We start from the raw sequence: 17878 nt of genomic DNA, 5'->3' as shown, positions 1-17878 counted from the left end.
ACTCGATTAAATCTTTGACACCTATTATTGGGCAGACACATTCTTAATGCCTTGCACCTCGAAGCCGTAAATACGAGCTGCTGTATCTCCGCCTTGTGTTGCTTTCTCTACGTTAAGGCGTGCATAGCGTGCTTTTGTTTTGGCAATCGCATGCTTGGATGTACCCTTCTCGTTGTCCGTTACCTTCACAGCATCCGTCCAATTCTCGCCGTCTGTGCTGAGTTGGATCGTAAATGCGCGTGTGTTGAAGGAAGCGGATTCACCGCCTGCTTCCGCATGGTGCACGATAAATTGCGTTACATCGTACTCCTTGCCCAAATCAACCTTCAGCCAATGCTTTTCATCGCCGACAGCACACCATTTTGTATGCATTTCGCCATCAACGGCGAACTGGGGCGCCTCACTATCATTAACGAAGCTGGATGCTTCCGTTTTTGCACCCTTGGCCAAGTCCTCAGCACGGAAAGCTGCATCCTTCGATACCGTAATAAGCTGCGACTTCGTCATCACATCTTCACCGACCGCGTTTTTCGCGATCAACTTCACTTCGTACGTGCCTTCTTTCGCGAAGCTTACCTTCGGATTGCGTTCCTTGCTCGTTTCAGGTGTTCCTCCCGGGAAGCTCCATTCCCATTCTGTTGTCACTTCAGAGGATTTATCCGTCAACTGAACTTCTTCCCCTGGCGCCACGAACGTCTTATCGGCCTCGAAGTCTGCCTTAGGGGACGGGTATTCAGGCCAATCGAACGAAGTCATTGCCATTCGTCCTTCTTCATAGTGACGGTTCACAGGAACAACTGCCAGTTGTGTCGTCTCCTCCATACCGTTGCGCTTCATTTCAGACACATAGTAATAATTGTTGCCTGTTGCGCCCATGAACTCACGGGAGCCGTCCGGCTTCACGCGATACACTTGATAGTACTGCACATCATCGCCAAGCGCTGTCCATGTCAAGCGAGCATCTGCATAAATGCCGTCGCGAACGTCATTTTCGATCACACGAACATCTGATACTTGACCGAGAGCAGGCGCCTTGTCATTCTGATCACGAATTGTAAGCTCTCCTACATTCGCTTCGTATAGATTGTCATTGACCTTGCCCTCTACTTGAATGGATACGCCAACGATTTTTTTGCCAGCATATGGGCTCAAGTCATAGGTAGCCTGAGTCCAGTCGCCCTTCGCGCCAGCAGCCTTCGTTGTAGAAGGCTTCACGAATGTATACGTATCCGGTGCTCCCTCAAACGCAACGCCAATGTTCAAATTAGCAGATTTCGGATCGTTTGACCGATATGTAAGCGACATTTGCAAAGTAGAAGTTGCCTTTACATCCGTCTTGTACAGCTTCACATTGGAGGATGCGCCTTCTGCAACCTTGCCTTGAAGCTTCAAGGAACTGCCGCCATAGAAGGAATCCGTGAAGTCGAAACTAGGTGCAATCTTCTGACCTGATTCATCCACCATCCAGCGCCAAGTCGGTAAAATGTCCTGCAAACTGCGGTTAAACCATTCACGGTCGCGAACCTTCTTGCCGAACACGCTGAACTGCGTTCCGTTACCCGTATTGAAATGCGTCACGAAATCCGATTTCGTAATGACCGTCTTATCTACGATATCATGCGCAATGCCGCGCCAAGCCCAATCATTGGCCTTCGTCTTGGAAGGATCGAGGCTGTCGCCTACCCATAGACGCTGCTCCTTTTGCATGAATTCATCATTCGTCTTTGTCGTATTGAACGCCCAGTCCGGGCGATACAAACCAAGCGATGTCACCGCATCCTGTCCTTCCGGGAACAATACCGGGAAGTTGTACTCGCCTTGATATCCGCCGCCGCCTTCCAAGTCCATGCCCGCAAACAATTCATGGCGATCCCGCTTCAATTGCTCAGCTATCTTCGGCGAGTTCTGGAATGGCGTTATGAAATCATACTTGCCTTCCTTCTTGAACTGCCAACGGAAATCGATGAACATATTGTCCGCTACGCGCTCTTCCCCGTCTTGGAAGAACATTTTATTATTGTCCGTCAGTCCACCTTGCCACTTCACAGGACCATCCTTCACCATGGAGTCATACCAGATAATTTCCATATTAGAAGGCTTAATTTTCTGCAAATATTTCAAAAACTTCTGCATGTTCTGCGCATCTTCCGGTGTGCCGCCCTGTGTCTCCTGGTTAATGAACCAGCCATCGAAGCCATAATATTTTGCAACTTCAATCAGCTTATCTGCAACCGGGAATGTTCCGTCCTCACGCTGCTGGATCAGATCACGCATCCATTCGATTTTTCCGCCGTGCTCCTTTTGTGGAAGAAATACAGTGCCATATACCGGTACACCATTCTTGTGCGCTGCATCAATTACGTCCGCACTCGGAGGAACGATCAAGCCTTCCCCGGCAGAGCCGCCCCACATAATCAGCTTGTCTACATACTGCCAGTAGCTGAACGCATAGCCATGGAAGTTGTCATTGCCTTGCGATGGCGCACCGCTCGTATTTTTGTACATCGAAGCAAGCGCCATAACTTTCGCGTCTGTCTTCGCATTCGGGTTCACCTTCGCTCCCTGCACACGGGAAGTGTCCAGCTTTACAGAGCTGCGGTTGAATGCCGCATCCTTGTCAGTCTGTGCCGACCACGACAAGAGCGTATTCGGATACCAGTATGAGGAAAGCGGCTGCGCAGCCTCCGCCTGACCTGCAAAGCCTACAAGCGACCCGGCGATCATCGCCGTGCTGAGCATCAAGGCAAATTTGCGTTTTATCTGACCTCGGGAAAGTATAGTCGGTTTCAATCGTTTCATTTAGAATCCCCTCCAAAGTGACGATCTTTCTCTTGATGTCGACAAATCCAATGTCTCAACGAGCGTATCCGAAGTATCTCCTAACTTTGGTAACGCTTCCACAATGTCGTCGTGACCATTGTAAACGTTTACGAAATAGAAAAAAAGGGAACTTCCGCCTAAACGGCAAGCACCCTTTAATTTGTCTAGTAAATCTTTAATATTTACACCAGAATATATGCCACGAAAGTAACTAAATGGATTACTGAAAGCGATTTTTTAACAATCGGACGAATACATTCGGAAAAGCAAGTTCCTCCATCTCTTCCGGGCCCGCCCATGTATATACTGTATTGTCCTTCGGCTTCAAGCTACGCAGAGTACAGCGATATACGCGCATCTGCCAATGGATGTGGCTGAACGTATGCTCTGCGTCCATCCAATGCTCAATCGGCACAACGTCTAACCCTTCTGCCAACAAAGAATGATGCAGAATCGCGAACGACTCTGTGTCGCTCATCCCGACAATGCCCACCTGCTTCGGCACAAGAATATGAGGCAGCTCCCACATTTTCGCCAGCAAACCGGTATCCGGCCGCTGACGCACGAGCACCTTGCCCTCATGCTCCCCTGTACCCTCGATCAATACTGCATATCGCAGCTCCGGTTTCGGCGGCTTGGCTTTTGTCTTGATCGGCAGAATGAGTTCTTCTCCAGCCATGCGGCCTTCGCAATGCTCCATAACCGGACAGAGCAGACATGAAGGGGATTTCGGCGTACATACTAACGCGCCAAGCTCCATCAATGCCTGGTTAAAGTCCGATGCGCAGCCTTCCGGAATAAGCTCCTGCGCTAAATGCTCCATATGCACGCGCGTAGATGGCTTCGCAATATCGTCATGCAGACGGAAATAACGCGACAGCACCCGCATCACATTGCCATCCACGGCCGGCTCCGGCCGATTGAAGGCGATGCTCATAATCGCACCGGATGTATAAGGCCCAATGCCTTTTAACGCGGACACCTTTGCTTTGTCATCGGGGACTTGTCCGCTGTATTTTTCCTTCACTTCCCGTGCCGCAGCCTGTAAATTACGCGCCCGGGAATAGTATCCGAGCCCTTCCCATGCCTTCAGCACTTCCTCTTCAGGCGCATCCGCCAATGCCTCGACGGTAGGGAATTTCCCGATAAAACGTTCGAAATACGGCTTTACTGTCTCTACACGCGTCTGCTGCAGCATAATTTCAGATACCCATGTGTAATAGGGATTCGATTGACGCCGCCAAGGCAGATCCCTCTTATTCGCCCGATACCAGAGCAGAAGCTCGCGGCTGAAATATCTCTTTTGCTCGTCCATGACGGCCTCCTGTCTCTTATCTCTTTTCTATACAATTTCTAGCAGGTCTATATGGTATATTCGTAGTCTCCCTGCCCATTATACATGAAGGGAGCCAGTTGTGAACGTTCTGCCAACAATCCACATCAGAGCTTGCAGGAGGGGTACTGGAATTTCTATACTTATAGTAAAGAAATGTCCCAATAGAAATGGAGGGCATCGTTCGTGCCAAAACGTCGAATGTACACACGCTTCATGCCAATCATCGCTGGTATTGCCCTGCTTGGACTGCTTGCCGGATGCGGCGGTGGAGCAAGCGGCGGCAATGAGAGCAGCTCAGGAAATGCCAAAGAATCAGCGGCGCTTGAAGGGCCGGAAGAAGTTGTCACGCTATATAAAAACAATTGCATGCAGTGTCACGGCACTGAGATGCAGGGGATGATGGGGCCAGAGTCAAACCTGCAAAAGATCGGCAGCAAGCTGACGAAGGATGAAATTGCAAATACGATTGAAAATGGCGGAAAGCTCATGCCTGCACAGGGCGGACGTCTGGAAAAGGAAGAGATCGACAAAATTGCCGATTGGCTCGCCAGCAAAAAGTAGTTCATACTTCTGCACTAGAAATATCTTGGCAATGTAACAAGACGGCGGAAAGCCGTCTTTTGCTTTGATTGGCCTTTATTTTCAACTATAATAGTAAAGAGGCCAAGAAGGCCTGCCTCCCCACCCCGCTCACGATGAGGTGATACAGCTTATTCGCGAAGGCAAGAAAGTATCCGCCATCAAAAAAGCGAGAGAAGTGCTCGGCATGTCACTCGTTGAAGCGAAGCAGTATGTAGACAATCTTGAAGCGAAATGATAAAGCATAGAGCATTACTTGTATACATAACATGATGAAATTAAAATAAAGTAAGGGAGGCTCCTAAGGAGGCTCCCTTATCTATTGATTCTCAATTGTTGCCCTGATTGATCAGAATGGCCAGCCTCTACCTGTTTAGAGCTCATCGCAAATCTAGCTGCTGCTGCGGCATCCTCCCTGCCAATACCATAAACGAGATACTTATCATGCTCACAATGAATTCGATTTCATTTATTCTTTATAATTGCTATGCATTGTTATACAATTGCTTTGGTGCACTGCATCACGTTCTGTTCCTGATCATGCATGCTTGGTATGCTTGAGTTCTACGCTTTTCCAATCATACAAGTATAAATCCTAGGTAGCTCTTGTGCTCGCCAATGGATTGTCTCATATCGTTCAAAAAGTGGGTCTGCTTGTCAGTTAGCTTGCTGAAATCTGCATAGGTACAATGGTATATATAGGAATATACATGTCGAAAATCAATGAAGTCATTCAATCGTGGTGTAATTAGGTTTGTGGAGCGAAATCGTGAATAGCCTTCCATCAATGCGTGATAGAACTGTTCGGCGAAGTTTCGCCTCTCTTCTGGAGCTTGCACAGTGGAGACTGCATGATAGATGGCAATTGCCACATCATAGGCGTACCAATGATACTCGCTGTCTCCGAAGTCTATGATTACCGGGGAGTTCCGTTCGACGAGAAGATTATTCTGATGAAGATCCCCGTGAATTAATCCATATTCGGCTGAGGTAACAGGCTGCTCAGACATCCATCTGCAGCATTCCTTCCATTTTGCCAGTACAATGGGATCGACTTGCAGATCCTCCTTCTTGTACAGTTCATGCTCATGCCAATGCGGGCGTACAAGAGAAGGCCCTTCATAGGCTTCTGCAGCCGTATGCAACTGCGCTAGAGCTGCTCCCCAATCTTTGAAAAAGCGTTCGTTCCACAATTGTTCGTTCTGGTGTTGGATAGGCTGGCCTAAGGCTTTTTCATATATAGTAAAAAAATGAGTCGGCAAAGAATGAACAAGCTGGCCTCGCAGCAGCACCGGTGGAGCAACAGAAATGCCGCGTTCATGGAGATATTGCACCCATTCGACTTCAGACTGAATTCGCTCTGCATGATGAGTGCCATACTCATACACCTTCACAATAACGGGACTACTCCCCACTATAGCGGCCTCAAAGACGTTATGAAAATATCCTCCAATTTGACGCAGCTCCGATCTGTCACATCCAATGTAGTCGCATACCTCCAGAAGCACTTCTTCCTGTATCATCATCTTGCCTCCCCCATTTTCACTATGTATCAGACGTACGCCATTCTACTATAGCCTGTGCCGACGCAATGCTCGGCTGATGCGAGATGCTGAGGTGAATTCGATATTCGCTGCTGGACAAGCCAAGCCGCTGCCATGCAGCCTTACTGAGACGGGCTATCGGCTTGCCAAGCTGATTCGGCAAAATTTCGATATCCTGAAAGGAGATCACTTCCCCGATACCTGTGCCAAAAGCCTTGACGATCGCTTCCTTCGCAGCAAAACGACCAGCGGCAAATTCAACCTGACGTCCACCCTTAGCCGCATAAACTGCCTGTTCCCGCTCTGTTAGTATGCGAGCAATAAATCGTATACCTATATGATCATGCAGCAGCTTGTTTACACGCTCGATTTCGATAATGTCATGCCCCAATCCATGTATCATCCTGAACCTCTCCTTCCATGCAGCTTCTAGATTTAATATTCATCGCAAAACATGAACTTCCAAATCTATACACAACATCATCTATGCGGTAATTGTATCACATGCAAGAGGCGCTGCCCAACCTATAACGGTCGTCAGCGCCTCTTGCGGAACAACATGTGAATCCTATTCTCCGACACGCCATTTCACTAAATAATGGATGGCAAGAATCGATGCAATGCTGTACCCCAGCAATACGATGCTGTTCTGCATGACATCTGTCGTCCAGCCTGTCAAAAGCACGCCCCGCATCGCCTCTGCCGCATAGGTTGTCGGGAAAATATAGGACGCCCACTGCAACATTGATGGAAGCTGATGCATTTCGACCATGACAGGCGACAGAAATGTAACGAACATCATAAGTACCTGCACAAGCATATTGGTCAGTTGATGATTCGGCGACCAAAAGCCGATACCTACGCCTACGCCGACAACACTGGTCAAGGACAATAACACAACAATCGGCAGCGCCCATGTAATTTGAAAATCAATGCCGTACCCCCATTTTCCAACTGCTGCAAGCAATACAAAGGAAGGAAGGGTACTCATTAAGCCTTTCAGCATATTGGCGATTACGAAGTTCAGCTTGGATATCGGCAATGAAGAATAGTACGTAAAATGACCTTGATGCTTCTGCCACGATATCTCCTGCCCCATGGAGTTCATCCCCGTGACGATAATACCGAAGATGAGGTTTCCGGCAACGATTCGAACCAACGCTTCATGACTCGGATTGTCTGTAAAAGAAATCATGAAAAGCATGGTCGTAAATGGGAATACCGTTGCCATCAAAAGGACCCACGCCCACGAATCGCGAATGTTGGCGTATTGAATTCGGGTAAGGATCATGAACTCTGTCAATTGCCGACCAATTCCTCTTGTGCCTTCCAACGGGACTGCCGCTTTGACCGCAGACTGGCTGACGATATCAGGTCTGCTTGCTACTTCTGATTTCATACTTTCTGCACCTCCTGCTCTGCTTGACGATCTATATGGAAATATACATCCTCCAAGCTTGGCGGCTTTACCGCGTACTCTTCGATCGGTAAGTGAGGAGAACGAACAATATAATCAAGCACAAGGCTCGCTTCTGATTTGTCTACGAGCAAACGAAGCCGGTTCTCGCCATCAACATGAAGCTGCCCCCATTGTCTCAAAGCCTGCTCAGCAGCCTCACGGCAGCCGAATTCCGTGGTCAGCTCGAATTTGAGCCGCTGATCGACCTTCTGCTTCAGCTTCGCAACCGCATCAATTACTAGCAAGCGTCCATGATTGACCACTGCAACTCGATCCACTACCTGCTCTGCCTCAAGCACGTTGTGTGTAACGAGGATAATGGTTGCTCCTTCACGATTGCGCTCCTTAATTAGATTCCATACGAGGCGGCGGTTCGTGGGATCCAATTCATTCGTCGGCTCGTCGAAAATAAGGATTGGCAGGCGGCCGATCAATGCAGTTCCGATGCCAATCATACGCCGTTGCCCGCCAGACAAATGCTTTAGCTGCTTATGGCGAGAGTCAGACAATCCCATCATCTCCAGCAGCTCCGCTGACTGTCTTAGGGCTTCCGATTTTGTCATTCCCCGCAGACGTCCAGTAAACTCCAGCGCTTCTTGTGCTTTTAGCGCAGACAAAACATGCGGATCCTGCGAAAAATAGGCAACCTGCTGTGCCACATGCTTCGTATGGCGCGATACATCCATACCCTTGAATAGCACCCTTCCTTCCGTTGGCTTCAGGTGCCCGATCATTTGCTTAATCAACGTCGATTTACCTGCTCCATTCGGACCCAGCACGCCCAAAATTTCTCCGTCCTGTACTTGCAAAGAAATATCTATATTTGCTTTTACCTTGCCGCGTTTATACATTTGACTCACATGGTCGAGTTCGTAAATAACAGGGTTCACGATTCATCCCTCCTCATATGTCAAATAATACCTAATCATCTCTACGACAACAAGCGCCCCCCGAATGATCTTTCATTCGTTCTCCAGGTGAATAAGCTGCTCCGTCTGTAGATGTAGTCTAGTCTGAATTGATCTTTCTTCCTCAAGGGCATTGCTATGAGGGGTTACTTTTGTTAACCTTTAATTTATATAATAGGTTAACAATTATGGGCGCTGCATGAACATTCGTTGCTAAGGAGCTGGTAAGAAAATGGAAAATGAAAGAAGGAGAGCGCTTCTGCACAAGGATCGAATCTATGTCTGGCATCCATTCACCCAAATGAAGGAGTATGCCGAACGCGATCATGTGCTGATTGAGCGAGCTGAAGGCATGTACCTGTATGATGCGGAGGGGAGGCGTTACTACGATACCGTGTCTTCATGGTGGTGCAATTTGCACGGACACGGGCATCCCCGCATCAAGGCAGCTATTGCTGAGCAGTTGGAGCAATTTGACCACATCATGTTCAGCGGATTAACGCATGCCCCTGGCATTGAGCTTGCGGAAAAGCTGGTGCAAATCAGCCCGGAAGGACTCAATAAAGTGTTCTATTCGGATAATGGCTCGACTGCCGTGGAGGTGGCCATTAAGATGTCCTTCCAATATTGGCAGCAGATCGGACGCTCGTCGAAGACGAAGTTCGTCTATTTGGAAGGCAGTTACCATGGAGATACATTGGGTGCGGTAAGTGTAGGCGGCGTACCGCTCTATCATTCGCTGTTCAAGCCGCTTCTGTTCCATGCCCACCGTGTGCCTGCGCCGGATATGCGCGCCGCGCGCATGTCCGGGCCTGCTGGCGAACAGGAGGTCGCAGAAGCGGCACTCGCGCCGGTGCGCGAGCTGTTCGAGCGCGAAGGAGATACGATCGCGGGTATTCTCGTTGAGCCGATGCTGATGGGTGCAGGCGGCATGATCATGACGCCTGCAGCTTATATGCAGGGCTTGCGCGAGTTGTGTTCGGCGTACGATGTCCATCTCATTGCGGACGAGGTCGCAACAGGGTTCGGGCGAACAGGCAGGATGTTCGCCTGTGAGCACGCCGGGGTCAGCCCCGATATTATGTGCCTCAGCAAGGGGCTGACCGCAGGCATCATGCCGCTCGCGGCTACGCTGTGCCGCGACAGCATCTACGCCGCGTTCTATGATGATTACGCGGCGCAGAAAACATTTTTCCACGGCCACAGCTTCACCGGCAATCCGGTGGCGTGCGCCGTGGCCCTTGCCTCCCTGCGCCTGTTCGAGGAGGAGCGTACGCTCGAACAGGCGCAGGGCGCCATAGCCGCGCTCAGCGAGGCTATGCGCGGCATTGCCGATCTGCCCCACGTGGCAAATGTGCGGCAGATCGGCCTCGTTGCGGCGTTCGACCTGTACGAAGACGCCGAACGCCGCAAACCATTCCCGCGCGAGCTGCGCATCGGGACGCGCATGTACGAGGCGGGGTTCGAGGAGGGACTCATCCTCCGCCCGCTCGGGGACACCCTCTACTTCTGGCTGCCGCTATGCGCCACGCCAGACGATGTCCGCGACATTGTCGCACGAACGATCCGTGTGCTCCACCGCGTACTGCAGCCTGCTTCCTTCTAGGATGCATAGCTACGTCGGATAATAGCTACATCGGATAGTTTCACGAGCAGACATAGCGGAAAATCGCCTTAAAATGAACGTAAATAGACATCGATTAGAAACCATAGACGGTTACGCGATTAATGTACAAAATAGATGCCATCGACAATTACACCGTTAGTATGCAGAAGAGCACCATATACTCTATAGACGAACATGCCGATAGTCATCCGAATAGGTATGCAGACAGTTACGTGGTTAGACACAAGATTACCGTCGAAGCAATTGAGCATTTATTAACTATGCGAACATATCTAGTTATATCAAGATATGTAGGTATTCATTTTGTTTGTGCTATGTATCTATAGGGAGGACAAACCACAAAAATGTCCATACAAAGGTGGACATTGTAGCATATGTTATTTGAGTAAGGAATTTTTCTATATATTGCGCATAATTAAAACAAAAACACTATATATAGAAGTCAAACTGTAAGGAGAAGTTTATCTCTTTTCTAAAAGTGTGTCCACTTTACAATGGACATTCCGCCACTTTTTCCATCAAATGAGGACAACGAACGGAGAACAAACTTCATTACACATGAAGAGCCCTATAGGTGTGCCAGAGATATTCCATTCAAGCTGAAATTGCACTCTGGTGTCCCATAGGGCTCCATCCATTTAAGTATTCAGTTCGCGATGCCGTACCTCTTCTGCTGTTTTGGCTGTTTTGGCTGTTTTGGCTGTTTTGGCTGTTTTGGCTGTTTTGGCTGTTTTGGCTGTTTTGGCTGTTTTGGCTTTTGGGTCTTTGCAACTCTTTGCAACACCTTGTAACATCTTGCAACAGAAAAGGGTCGAGATACTGTTTACACACGATTTATCGACTGATCGATCTATTCGTCTTCGCCGATAATGCGCACTTCGGTTTCGAGTTCGACGCCGAACCGTTCGTTGACTGTTTTCTGCACGTGGCGAATGAGCGAGATATACTCACTTGCAGTCGCGTTGTCTACATTGACGATGAATCCAGCATGCTTAGTTGATACTTCCGCACCGCCAATGCGCGTCCCCTGCAAACCGGATTCTTGAATGAGCTGACCGGCATAATGCCCTGGAGGACGCTTAAATACACTACCGCAGGACGGGTACTCAAGCGGCTGCTTAGACTCGCGCAAAAATGTCAGTTCATCCATCTTTGCCTTAATTGCATCATAATCCCCTGGCGTAAGCGAGAATGTCGCTTCCAGAACCATATATCCATTCAGGCCGATGTTGCTGCGACGGTAACCCAGTTCGAGCTGCTCCTTCGTGAGTCGAATCAGTTCACCTTCAGGAGTAAGCACTAATGTACTTTCCAATACATCTGCAATCTCACCGCCATAGGCTCCTGCATTCATGTACAATGCTCCACCTACGGAACCCGGAATGCCACAAGCGAATTCCAATCCAGACAGATGATGCTCTCGTGCCGCACGCGACACGTCGATAATCGCCGCACCACTTTGCGCAATGATCTGATCTCCACTGCGCTCAATCTTGTTTAACTTGTTCAAATTGACGACAATGCCTCGAATTCCTCCATCTTTGACGATTAGATTGGAGCCAAACCCAAGAATCGTCAACGGCAGATCGTGCTGTCGCGCATAGTCAATGACAACCTGCAGTGACTCATAATTATCTGGTGTTACATACAAATCAGCCTTGCCACCCATTCGGGTATAAGTATGTTCCTTCAGCCATTCACCTTGTTTGATCGAATCTTCCGCAATCCATTTCCGTAATTCATGATACCGTTCTATGAGGTTATTCATGCGATTCCATCCTTACCTATCTTTTTCATACAGCGATCATATTTCATTCATTTACTTTACTTCCATTATAGCCAGTAACATCACTAGAGCGTTCATTGATGCCAAGCTCTTTACCATTAATAATCTATACTTATCCTTGCATACACTCCAGTATAACAAATTTTCGAAGACAATTAAGATGGCAAAAGTCACCCCTTGTCCGAACCTGTATTTATGTCCCTAGTCTTATGAAATGGAGCTTTGCGGGATGCCTCTGCTTCAGCATATGCACGGACATGGGCGAATGGCTACAACAATTACTGCTGGTATCACACAAAACCAAGGGGCAGCAAGTTGAAACAACCAAAATATGCACCTATAAAAAAACCGCCTATCAAATAGGCGGACTTGATAATTGCAGTTGCTTTATTATCCTGCTACATCTCTCTTGGTAAAGGTGAGCCATGAAACGACATGGAAAACAACAAAGTAAACAAGCAGTACGGCTATTGAAAATCCGAGCGTCATATCCGGGCGAAGCGGCGTCCCCTCGAAATACGGTCGTAAATTGATGTTTGCGAACAATATATATTTCCCCCAATTGTAATGGGCGAAAAATGCCGCCATATTGCCTCCAACGATCAAGAAGCACAAAGAAAAGGCGATAGCCATGGACGAGCTGCGGAATGCGGCAGATATCATAAATGCCAATGTCGTGAACATCACTAGCTCAATGATACCGAAGCCATAATCTTGCACCAAGGCAAGCAGCCTTGAGCTTTCCACAATCGTACCCTCTTGTCCGATGCTGATGAGAGGTTGAGAGAATTCGCCGAATCCCTCAATAACGCCGCCTACCAAGAAGGAAAACGCAATGTTAACGATAGTAAGCATTACTGCGAATAGGAGAGTCGCTGCATACTTACTACATAATATGCGAGTGCGCGAGGCGGGCCCGACTAGCAGCAGCTTGATTGTCCCCCACGAATACTCTGCGGCAAACATGTCTGCCGCGACTACAACAGTGAATAAAATGACAACAAACATCAGCTTCGAAGAGAGATTCACGATGCTCCATATGTTCAACGCATACGGATTGCTCTGATGCTCCAAATGGTATTCATTAAGGCGAATCTGATTCGCAATCTCCATCTTCGCTTCCGGATCTATCTCTCCACTATTATCCGCCAGCTTCTGCTTCAAATGTTCATTTGTTTGAATCAAATTTTGCTGCCAGCCCTCTCCCCTGCGCGGATCTTGGTCAATTTCCATAATGGACGTCAGCAGCACAATGGCTGCCATTAATAGCCCAATCATGACCCACGTACGCGGACGGCGATAGATTTTCATATTCTCGTTCTGAATGAGGCTGTAGTAGCTAGACAATATGCTCTCCTCCTGTCAGCTCCAAGAATTGATCTTCCAGTGACTGATTCGCCGCATGAATGCCATAGACATCGATGCCTGCATGCACAAGCGCCCTTGTCAGCTCTGGAACTTGCTTGCGCCCCGCTGAAACGTGAAGCTGCCCGCCATCGATCTGCATACTTAGATCGGCCATCATCATCGACAGCAGCGCTCTGGCTTCCTTCGGATTGTCGACATCAATCACGATATGTTGATTGTTCGCCTGCTCCTTTAATTGCTTAATAGATCGAACATCAATTAACTTGCCCGTCTGAATTATTGCAACTCGATCGCACATCAGTTCCATCTCAGACAATAAATGAGAGGATACGACGATACTGATGCCTTCCTTATGCGCCAAGTTGCGCAAATAATCACGCAGTTCGCGGATTCCCGCAGGATCCAGGCCATTTGTTGGCTCGTCAAGAATTAGAATGGAGGGCTTGTGCAGCAGCGCTTGAGCAACCCCAAGCCGCTGACGCATGCCGAGTGAATAGCGCTTAACTTTTTCATGAATGCGATTTTCCAACCCTACGAGCTTCACTACTTCATGAATCCGTTCGGTTGTTACGCCAGAGTGCCGTCTGCCGTAATACACAAGATTTTGATACCCTGTTAAAAACTTGTACATTTCTGGATTTTCCACAATTGCGCCAATATGGGTCATCGCCTGCTCGAATTGCTTATGTACAGGAATTCCTTTCACATAGATTTCGCCAGATGTCATTGAGATTAAGCCTACAATCATACGAATTGTTGTGGTCTTGCCAGCACCGTTGGGCCCGAGAAATCCAAATACCTCTCCTGCCGGGACATCAAAGGACATCTGATCTACAATCGTGCGCTTGCCAATTCGTTTGGTAACATTGCGGAGCTGAAGGACTGCTTCTGTGCTCATACGATACGAACCTCCTGTCAGTGAATCTCTTTTATGGAATTCTGCCGCGAGATGGAAGTATAACAACTTACCATCTCATTCCCTCCAACCTAGAGTCTAACTCGCATATGAGTAAGGGTACGAATGATCAGGTAACCAATAGCACCACCAAGTGCTGCTCCAACTATATAACCGGTTCTCCCTGGCGACAGCGCATCATATCCGATACTACCGCCAAGCAGTAAAGCACACAGGACAAAGCATAAAATGAATGCTTTCTCAATAAACGGGAAAATAATGAGTTTTCCGTTATTTTCAAGTCGATTACGCGAATAAAACAACGTCCCTATGATAAAAAGGACGATACTGGTAGCCGCCACTACTGTGTAAGGGTAGTTACCATTTTCAAATAAAATCTTACCATTTTCATGTAAAACCCAGTTTGATATATTGAAATTCTCCCACACCGTACCTCGAGTCTTTAAAGTGGTATACGACGGAGTAATCATGAAAATAAAAAGGAGTTGCTGCAGCATCATTTTGAAGAATTCAAATAGGAACAAGCTAATAATTGAAAGTGAAGCCTGCATCGTCCATGAACCTGTAAACGAACCAATAAACATTGAAAACGTAAACGTAGACACTGCAACAAAAACCATATGAAATCCGCGTATAATGAAACTTCCAACGTTCACATACTCCCCTATTTCCGACAGCTTGATTATGGCAATATCGAGTGCAAGGATAATCGCGACAACAAATACAATATATGTGCAGCCAACCATCCATTTCGTTATATACTGCAACCATCTTGGATAAGGAAGCGCAAAAACCTGTTCACTGGCATAATTGCGTCGTTCATAGCCTAATTGCCAAATTGACAATAAAAATCCTCCAAATACTAAGAACAACAACATGGTACCACCATAATCTCTCAATAGGTCCCAAGCAACGTCATCAGGATACCTTTTTATAAATCTTACAAATGCATCCTTTTCCTTAGGTGTAGAGAACCACAGCATCCGCATGTGTGGATATACAATTGACATAAAGCTTGCCAGCAGCATGAGCCACAGCAATACCCGCGTATGGCGATACTCCTTCCACCAGAGCGCCTTTACGAACAGCCTATGCTTCATCGTCGTTACCTCCCGCCTTTCCGATAAACCAATCCTCTAATGTCAATGGGAGTTCATCGACGAGAAGCGGATTCAATTCCTGCAATGCGGCCATCGCCTCATCGGTTTCCAAGATGACCGTATTTACCCGACCAACCTGCTGTAAGACGAACACATCCGCTCGATACAGCCACATTGGAGGCTTATCTCCATTGAATACGACCTGCATCTTTTTCATCCGCTCACGCAGATGCTCCAGCTCCCATACATCATCCGTTCTTCCCTCCTGCAGCAGCACTACAGTATCCGCCATCCGGTCGAGCTCACCAAGCATGTGTGAGGAAATCACAATGGAGTTACGTTCATCAAGCGAGTTCACAATTAAGCTTAGCAGCTGCTTTTTAGCCACAGCATCCACACCATTGGTCGGCTCATCAAATAAGATTAATTTCGCCTTGGTCGCTAGTCCAAGCGCCGTGCTGAACAGCATTTTCATCCCTTTGGACAAGGTGCGAACCCGCTTATTCATCGGCAGCTTGAATCGTTCCATTGCCGACGTGAAAAAGAACAGATCGAAGTTCGGATAGATCATTCCATACCACGCAGCACATTCACGTATCGTATACATTTCGAGCGCAGTGGGGGCATCGGGTACGAATACCACCTCCTGCTTGCATGCTGCGTGTTTATGAATATCCGTGCCATGAAACAAGACACTGCCATGATCCGGATCGTAAATCCCGACCAAGGTACGCAGCAGCGTAGTTTTTCCAGCACCATTGCGTCCTACTAATCCAGTGATCTTTCCCGGTTCTATCGTAAAGCTTGCCCCGCGAAGGATCGGTTTCCCATCAATCGCTTTATGGACATCTGTCACTTGCATCATGATTCATCCCTCCACCATTCCACAGAAGCTTGCTCCACCATCTCTATAAATTCTTTCCGAGCAAGCCCCAAATGCTTTGCTTCAACGGCAATGCGGTTCAACTCATCCTTCAGCTTCGCCATTCGTTCATGAGCCATGCGAGGAGCAGGTGTATCCGCAATGAAAGTGCCCTTGCCCCGAACCGTTATGATGACTCCTTGGCGCTCCAATTCTTGATAGGACTTGCTTACTGTATTTGGATTCACTAACAGCATTGTTGACAACTCCCTTACGGACGGCACCTTGTCTCCACTTTGCAGCGCTCCCTGTGCAACCAGAGCTTTCATCTGTTCGACGATCTGCTCATAAATAGGGGTAGCGCTGTGTTCTTGTAATCGAAACATGGCGGCCTCCTTTCATATATTCAATCGATCCTGATTAAATTTTAGAGTGTACTACTGAAACTAGTACACATAGTACACTCTTCAGCCTAAAAATGTCAAGACATATATTGGAATGACATGCTCCATTCTTCTAATTTTGTGTTACAATATGGCTGGATATAGTCAGACCAAGGGGGTCGGATTAATGAGACATTCATTTACGCTCACATGGGAAGGGCAGGATCGCATATTGCGCGGCGATGCCTTCGTTCCTGGCAGCACCTTCGTTCCGAAGGAGAAGTCAAAAGCAGGTGTACTTCTTGTAGCCCATGGCTACAAGGGATTCAAGGATTGGGGCATGTTCCCTTACGTCGGCAAGCAATTGGCTGAACGCAGCGGACTTCTGACCCTAACCATTAATTTTACATATAACGGTGTGGGCCCCTCACTCGATCGATTCGATGAGCCTGAGCGGTTTTCTGTGAACACCTATCAGCGAGAGCAAGAAGATATAGACGTTCTTTTCAACTGGATTCGTTCAGAAAAATTTGGCCAGTGGATAATATCTGAGGGGATTGAATATGATGTATTGCCAAATACACCTATTTACCTGCTCGGCCACAGTCGTGGCGGCGCCACCTGCCTGCTCTATGCACTTGATCATCCCCATGCAGTTAGCGGCGTGATTTCGTGGAACGGAGTTACGAATATGGATCTGTTCACGGAACAGCAGAAGCAGGAAATGAGGCAATCTGGACGTTCTGCCGTAATTAATGCCCGCACTAAAGAGGCTTTGCCATTAGATCGAGCTATGCTGGAGGATTTGGAGTCCAACGTGGAAAGATACGCACTGATAGAACGTATCAAGGATGCTGATTTTCCGCTTATTCTTGTCCAAGGTTCCGATGATCTGCCTGGATTCCGTGAAGGATCGGCGAAGCTTGTTCAGAACTATACCGGGGCAAAATGGATAACCATAGACGGCGCCGGGCATACCTTCAACACCGTCCATCCCTTCCAAGGCACGACCCCAGCGCTTGAAGCTGCAATCGAAGCCACTGTGGAATGGCTTCACCACTGTGTATCCGGCCAGCCGGCAAGGAACGACAGTACAACTTGAACGTAATCTGCTAAAAATCATTGTGATGTATGATTTGGTTGCATCATTGATGCAGCATTAGAGTGATAAGACAGGAGTTGCCTAATAG

At 47.9% G+C, this 17878-nt stretch carries 16 protein-coding genes; 4 read left to right on the top strand and 12 right to left on the bottom strand.

The annotated features are described in order from the left end of the window. Positions 1 to 24: 24 nt before the first annotated feature. A complete protein-coding gene (locus NO352_RS24250; RefSeq protein ID WP_268593654.1) occupies positions 25 to 2799 on the bottom strand; it encodes an endo-beta-N-acetylglucosaminidase in 2775 nt (924 codons plus the stop codon). 241 nt (positions 2800 to 3040) lie between these two features. Further along, complete coding sequence (mutY, locus tag NO352_RS24245; RefSeq protein WP_005543339.1) at positions 3041 to 4135, bottom strand: A/G-specific adenine glycosylase; 1095 nt, start codon at positions 4133 to 4135, stop codon at positions 3041 to 3043. A 204-nt stretch (positions 4136 to 4339) separates the two neighbouring features. Between mutY and NO352_RS24240 the strand changes: the two genes are divergently transcribed. After that, positions 4340 to 4717: a c-type cytochrome gene (locus NO352_RS24240; RefSeq protein WP_163974427.1), complete on the top strand. Its 378-nt coding sequence runs from the start codon at positions 4340 to 4342 to the stop codon at positions 4715 to 4717. Between the two features lie 139 nt (positions 4718 to 4856). Then, positions 4857 to 4973, top strand: a complete 117-nt coding sequence (locus tag NO352_RS24235) for a ribosomal protein L7/L12 (protein ID WP_238555729.1) — start codon at positions 4857 to 4859, stop codon at positions 4971 to 4973. A 340-nt stretch (positions 4974 to 5313) separates the two neighbouring features. Here NO352_RS24235 and NO352_RS24230 read toward each other — a convergent pair whose 3' ends face one another. From NO352_RS24230 to NO352_RS24215, 4 genes are all read right to left on the bottom strand, one after another. Beyond that, positions 5314 to 6261: a phosphotransferase enzyme family protein gene (locus NO352_RS24230; protein WP_005543342.1), complete on the bottom strand. Its 948-nt coding sequence runs from the start codon at positions 6259 to 6261 to the stop codon at positions 5314 to 5316. Positions 6262 to 6280: 19 nt separating this feature from the next. Further along, on the bottom strand, positions 6281 to 6682 hold the full coding sequence (gene acpS, locus NO352_RS24225) for a holo-ACP synthase (protein WP_005543344.1): 402 nt from the start codon (positions 6680 to 6682) through the stop codon (positions 6281 to 6283). Between the two features lie 165 nt (positions 6683 to 6847). Next, positions 6848 to 7678, bottom strand: coding sequence for an ABC transporter permease (locus NO352_RS24220; protein ID WP_005543345.1), 831 nt, complete (start codon positions 7676 to 7678; stop codon positions 6848 to 6850). Continuing rightward, positions 7675 to 8628: an ABC transporter ATP-binding protein gene (locus NO352_RS24215; protein WP_268620938.1), complete on the bottom strand. Its 954-nt coding sequence runs from the start codon at positions 8626 to 8628 to the stop codon at positions 7675 to 7677. The genes NO352_RS24220 and NO352_RS24215 overlap by 4 nt, the downstream gene beginning before the upstream one ends. Positions 8629 to 8878: 250 nt before the next feature. Here NO352_RS24215 and bioA point away from each other — a divergent pair, with 250 nt between their 5' ends. Beyond that, entirely contained in the window at positions 8879 to 10252 is a 1374-nt protein-coding gene (bioA, locus tag NO352_RS24210; protein ID WP_289356960.1) for an adenosylmethionine--8-amino-7-oxononanoate transaminase, read from the top strand. Between the two features lie 871 nt (positions 10253 to 11123). On the opposite strand, the gene murB is transcribed toward bioA, so the two are convergent. The 6 genes from murB to NO352_RS24180 form a co-directional block, all read right to left on the bottom strand. After that, a complete protein-coding gene (gene murB, locus NO352_RS24205) occupies positions 11124 to 12041 on the bottom strand; it encodes a UDP-N-acetylmuramate dehydrogenase (RefSeq protein WP_289356959.1) in 918 nt (305 codons plus the stop codon). A gap of 408 nt (positions 12042 to 12449) precedes the next feature. Then, positions 12450 to 13406, bottom strand: coding sequence for an ABC transporter permease (locus tag NO352_RS24200; protein WP_289356958.1), 957 nt, complete (start codon positions 13404 to 13406; stop codon positions 12450 to 12452). Further along, positions 13399 to 14325, bottom strand: coding sequence for an ABC transporter ATP-binding protein (locus NO352_RS24195; RefSeq protein ID WP_005543350.1), 927 nt, complete (start codon positions 14323 to 14325; stop codon positions 13399 to 13401). The genes NO352_RS24200 and NO352_RS24195 overlap by 8 nt, the downstream gene beginning before the upstream one ends. An 89-nt stretch (positions 14326 to 14414) precedes the next feature. Further along, positions 14415 to 15443 (bottom strand): acetoin ABC transporter permease, encoded by a 1029-nt coding sequence (locus tag NO352_RS24190; protein ID WP_289356957.1) that lies wholly within the window; start codon positions 15441 to 15443, stop codon positions 14415 to 14417. Continuing rightward, positions 15433 to 16308 carry an ABC transporter ATP-binding protein gene (locus NO352_RS24185; RefSeq protein WP_289356956.1) on the bottom strand — a complete coding sequence of 292 codons (876 nt, stop codon included), beginning with the start codon at positions 16306 to 16308 and terminating at the stop codon, positions 15433 to 15435. Before NO352_RS24185 ends, NO352_RS24190 begins: the two co-directional genes overlap by 11 nt. Beyond that, positions 16305 to 16691 carry a GntR family transcriptional regulator gene (locus NO352_RS24180; protein ID WP_005543353.1) on the bottom strand — a complete coding sequence of 129 codons (387 nt, stop codon included), beginning with the start codon at positions 16689 to 16691 and terminating at the stop codon, positions 16305 to 16307. The genes NO352_RS24185 and NO352_RS24180 overlap by 4 nt, the downstream gene beginning before the upstream one ends. Before the next feature lie 184 nt (positions 16692 to 16875). Between NO352_RS24180 and NO352_RS24175 the strand changes: the two genes are divergently transcribed. Next, the gene (locus NO352_RS24175; protein ID WP_289356955.1) at positions 16876 to 17790 is read left to right on the top strand and encodes an alpha/beta hydrolase family protein; all 915 of its coding nucleotides are present in this window, start codon (positions 16876 to 16878) and stop codon (positions 17788 to 17790) included. The last annotated feature ends 88 nt before the right edge of the window (positions 17791 to 17878 follow it).

This window comes from Paenibacillus sp. S-12 (genome assembly GCF_030363895.1).
In the GTDB taxonomy this organism is placed as follows: domain Bacteria; phylum Bacillota; class Bacilli; order Paenibacillales; family Paenibacillaceae; genus Paenibacillus_B; species Paenibacillus_B alvei.
The sequence above is the reverse complement of the archived record's forward strand: the minus strand, read 5'-3'. Positions and strand labels throughout refer to the sequence as shown.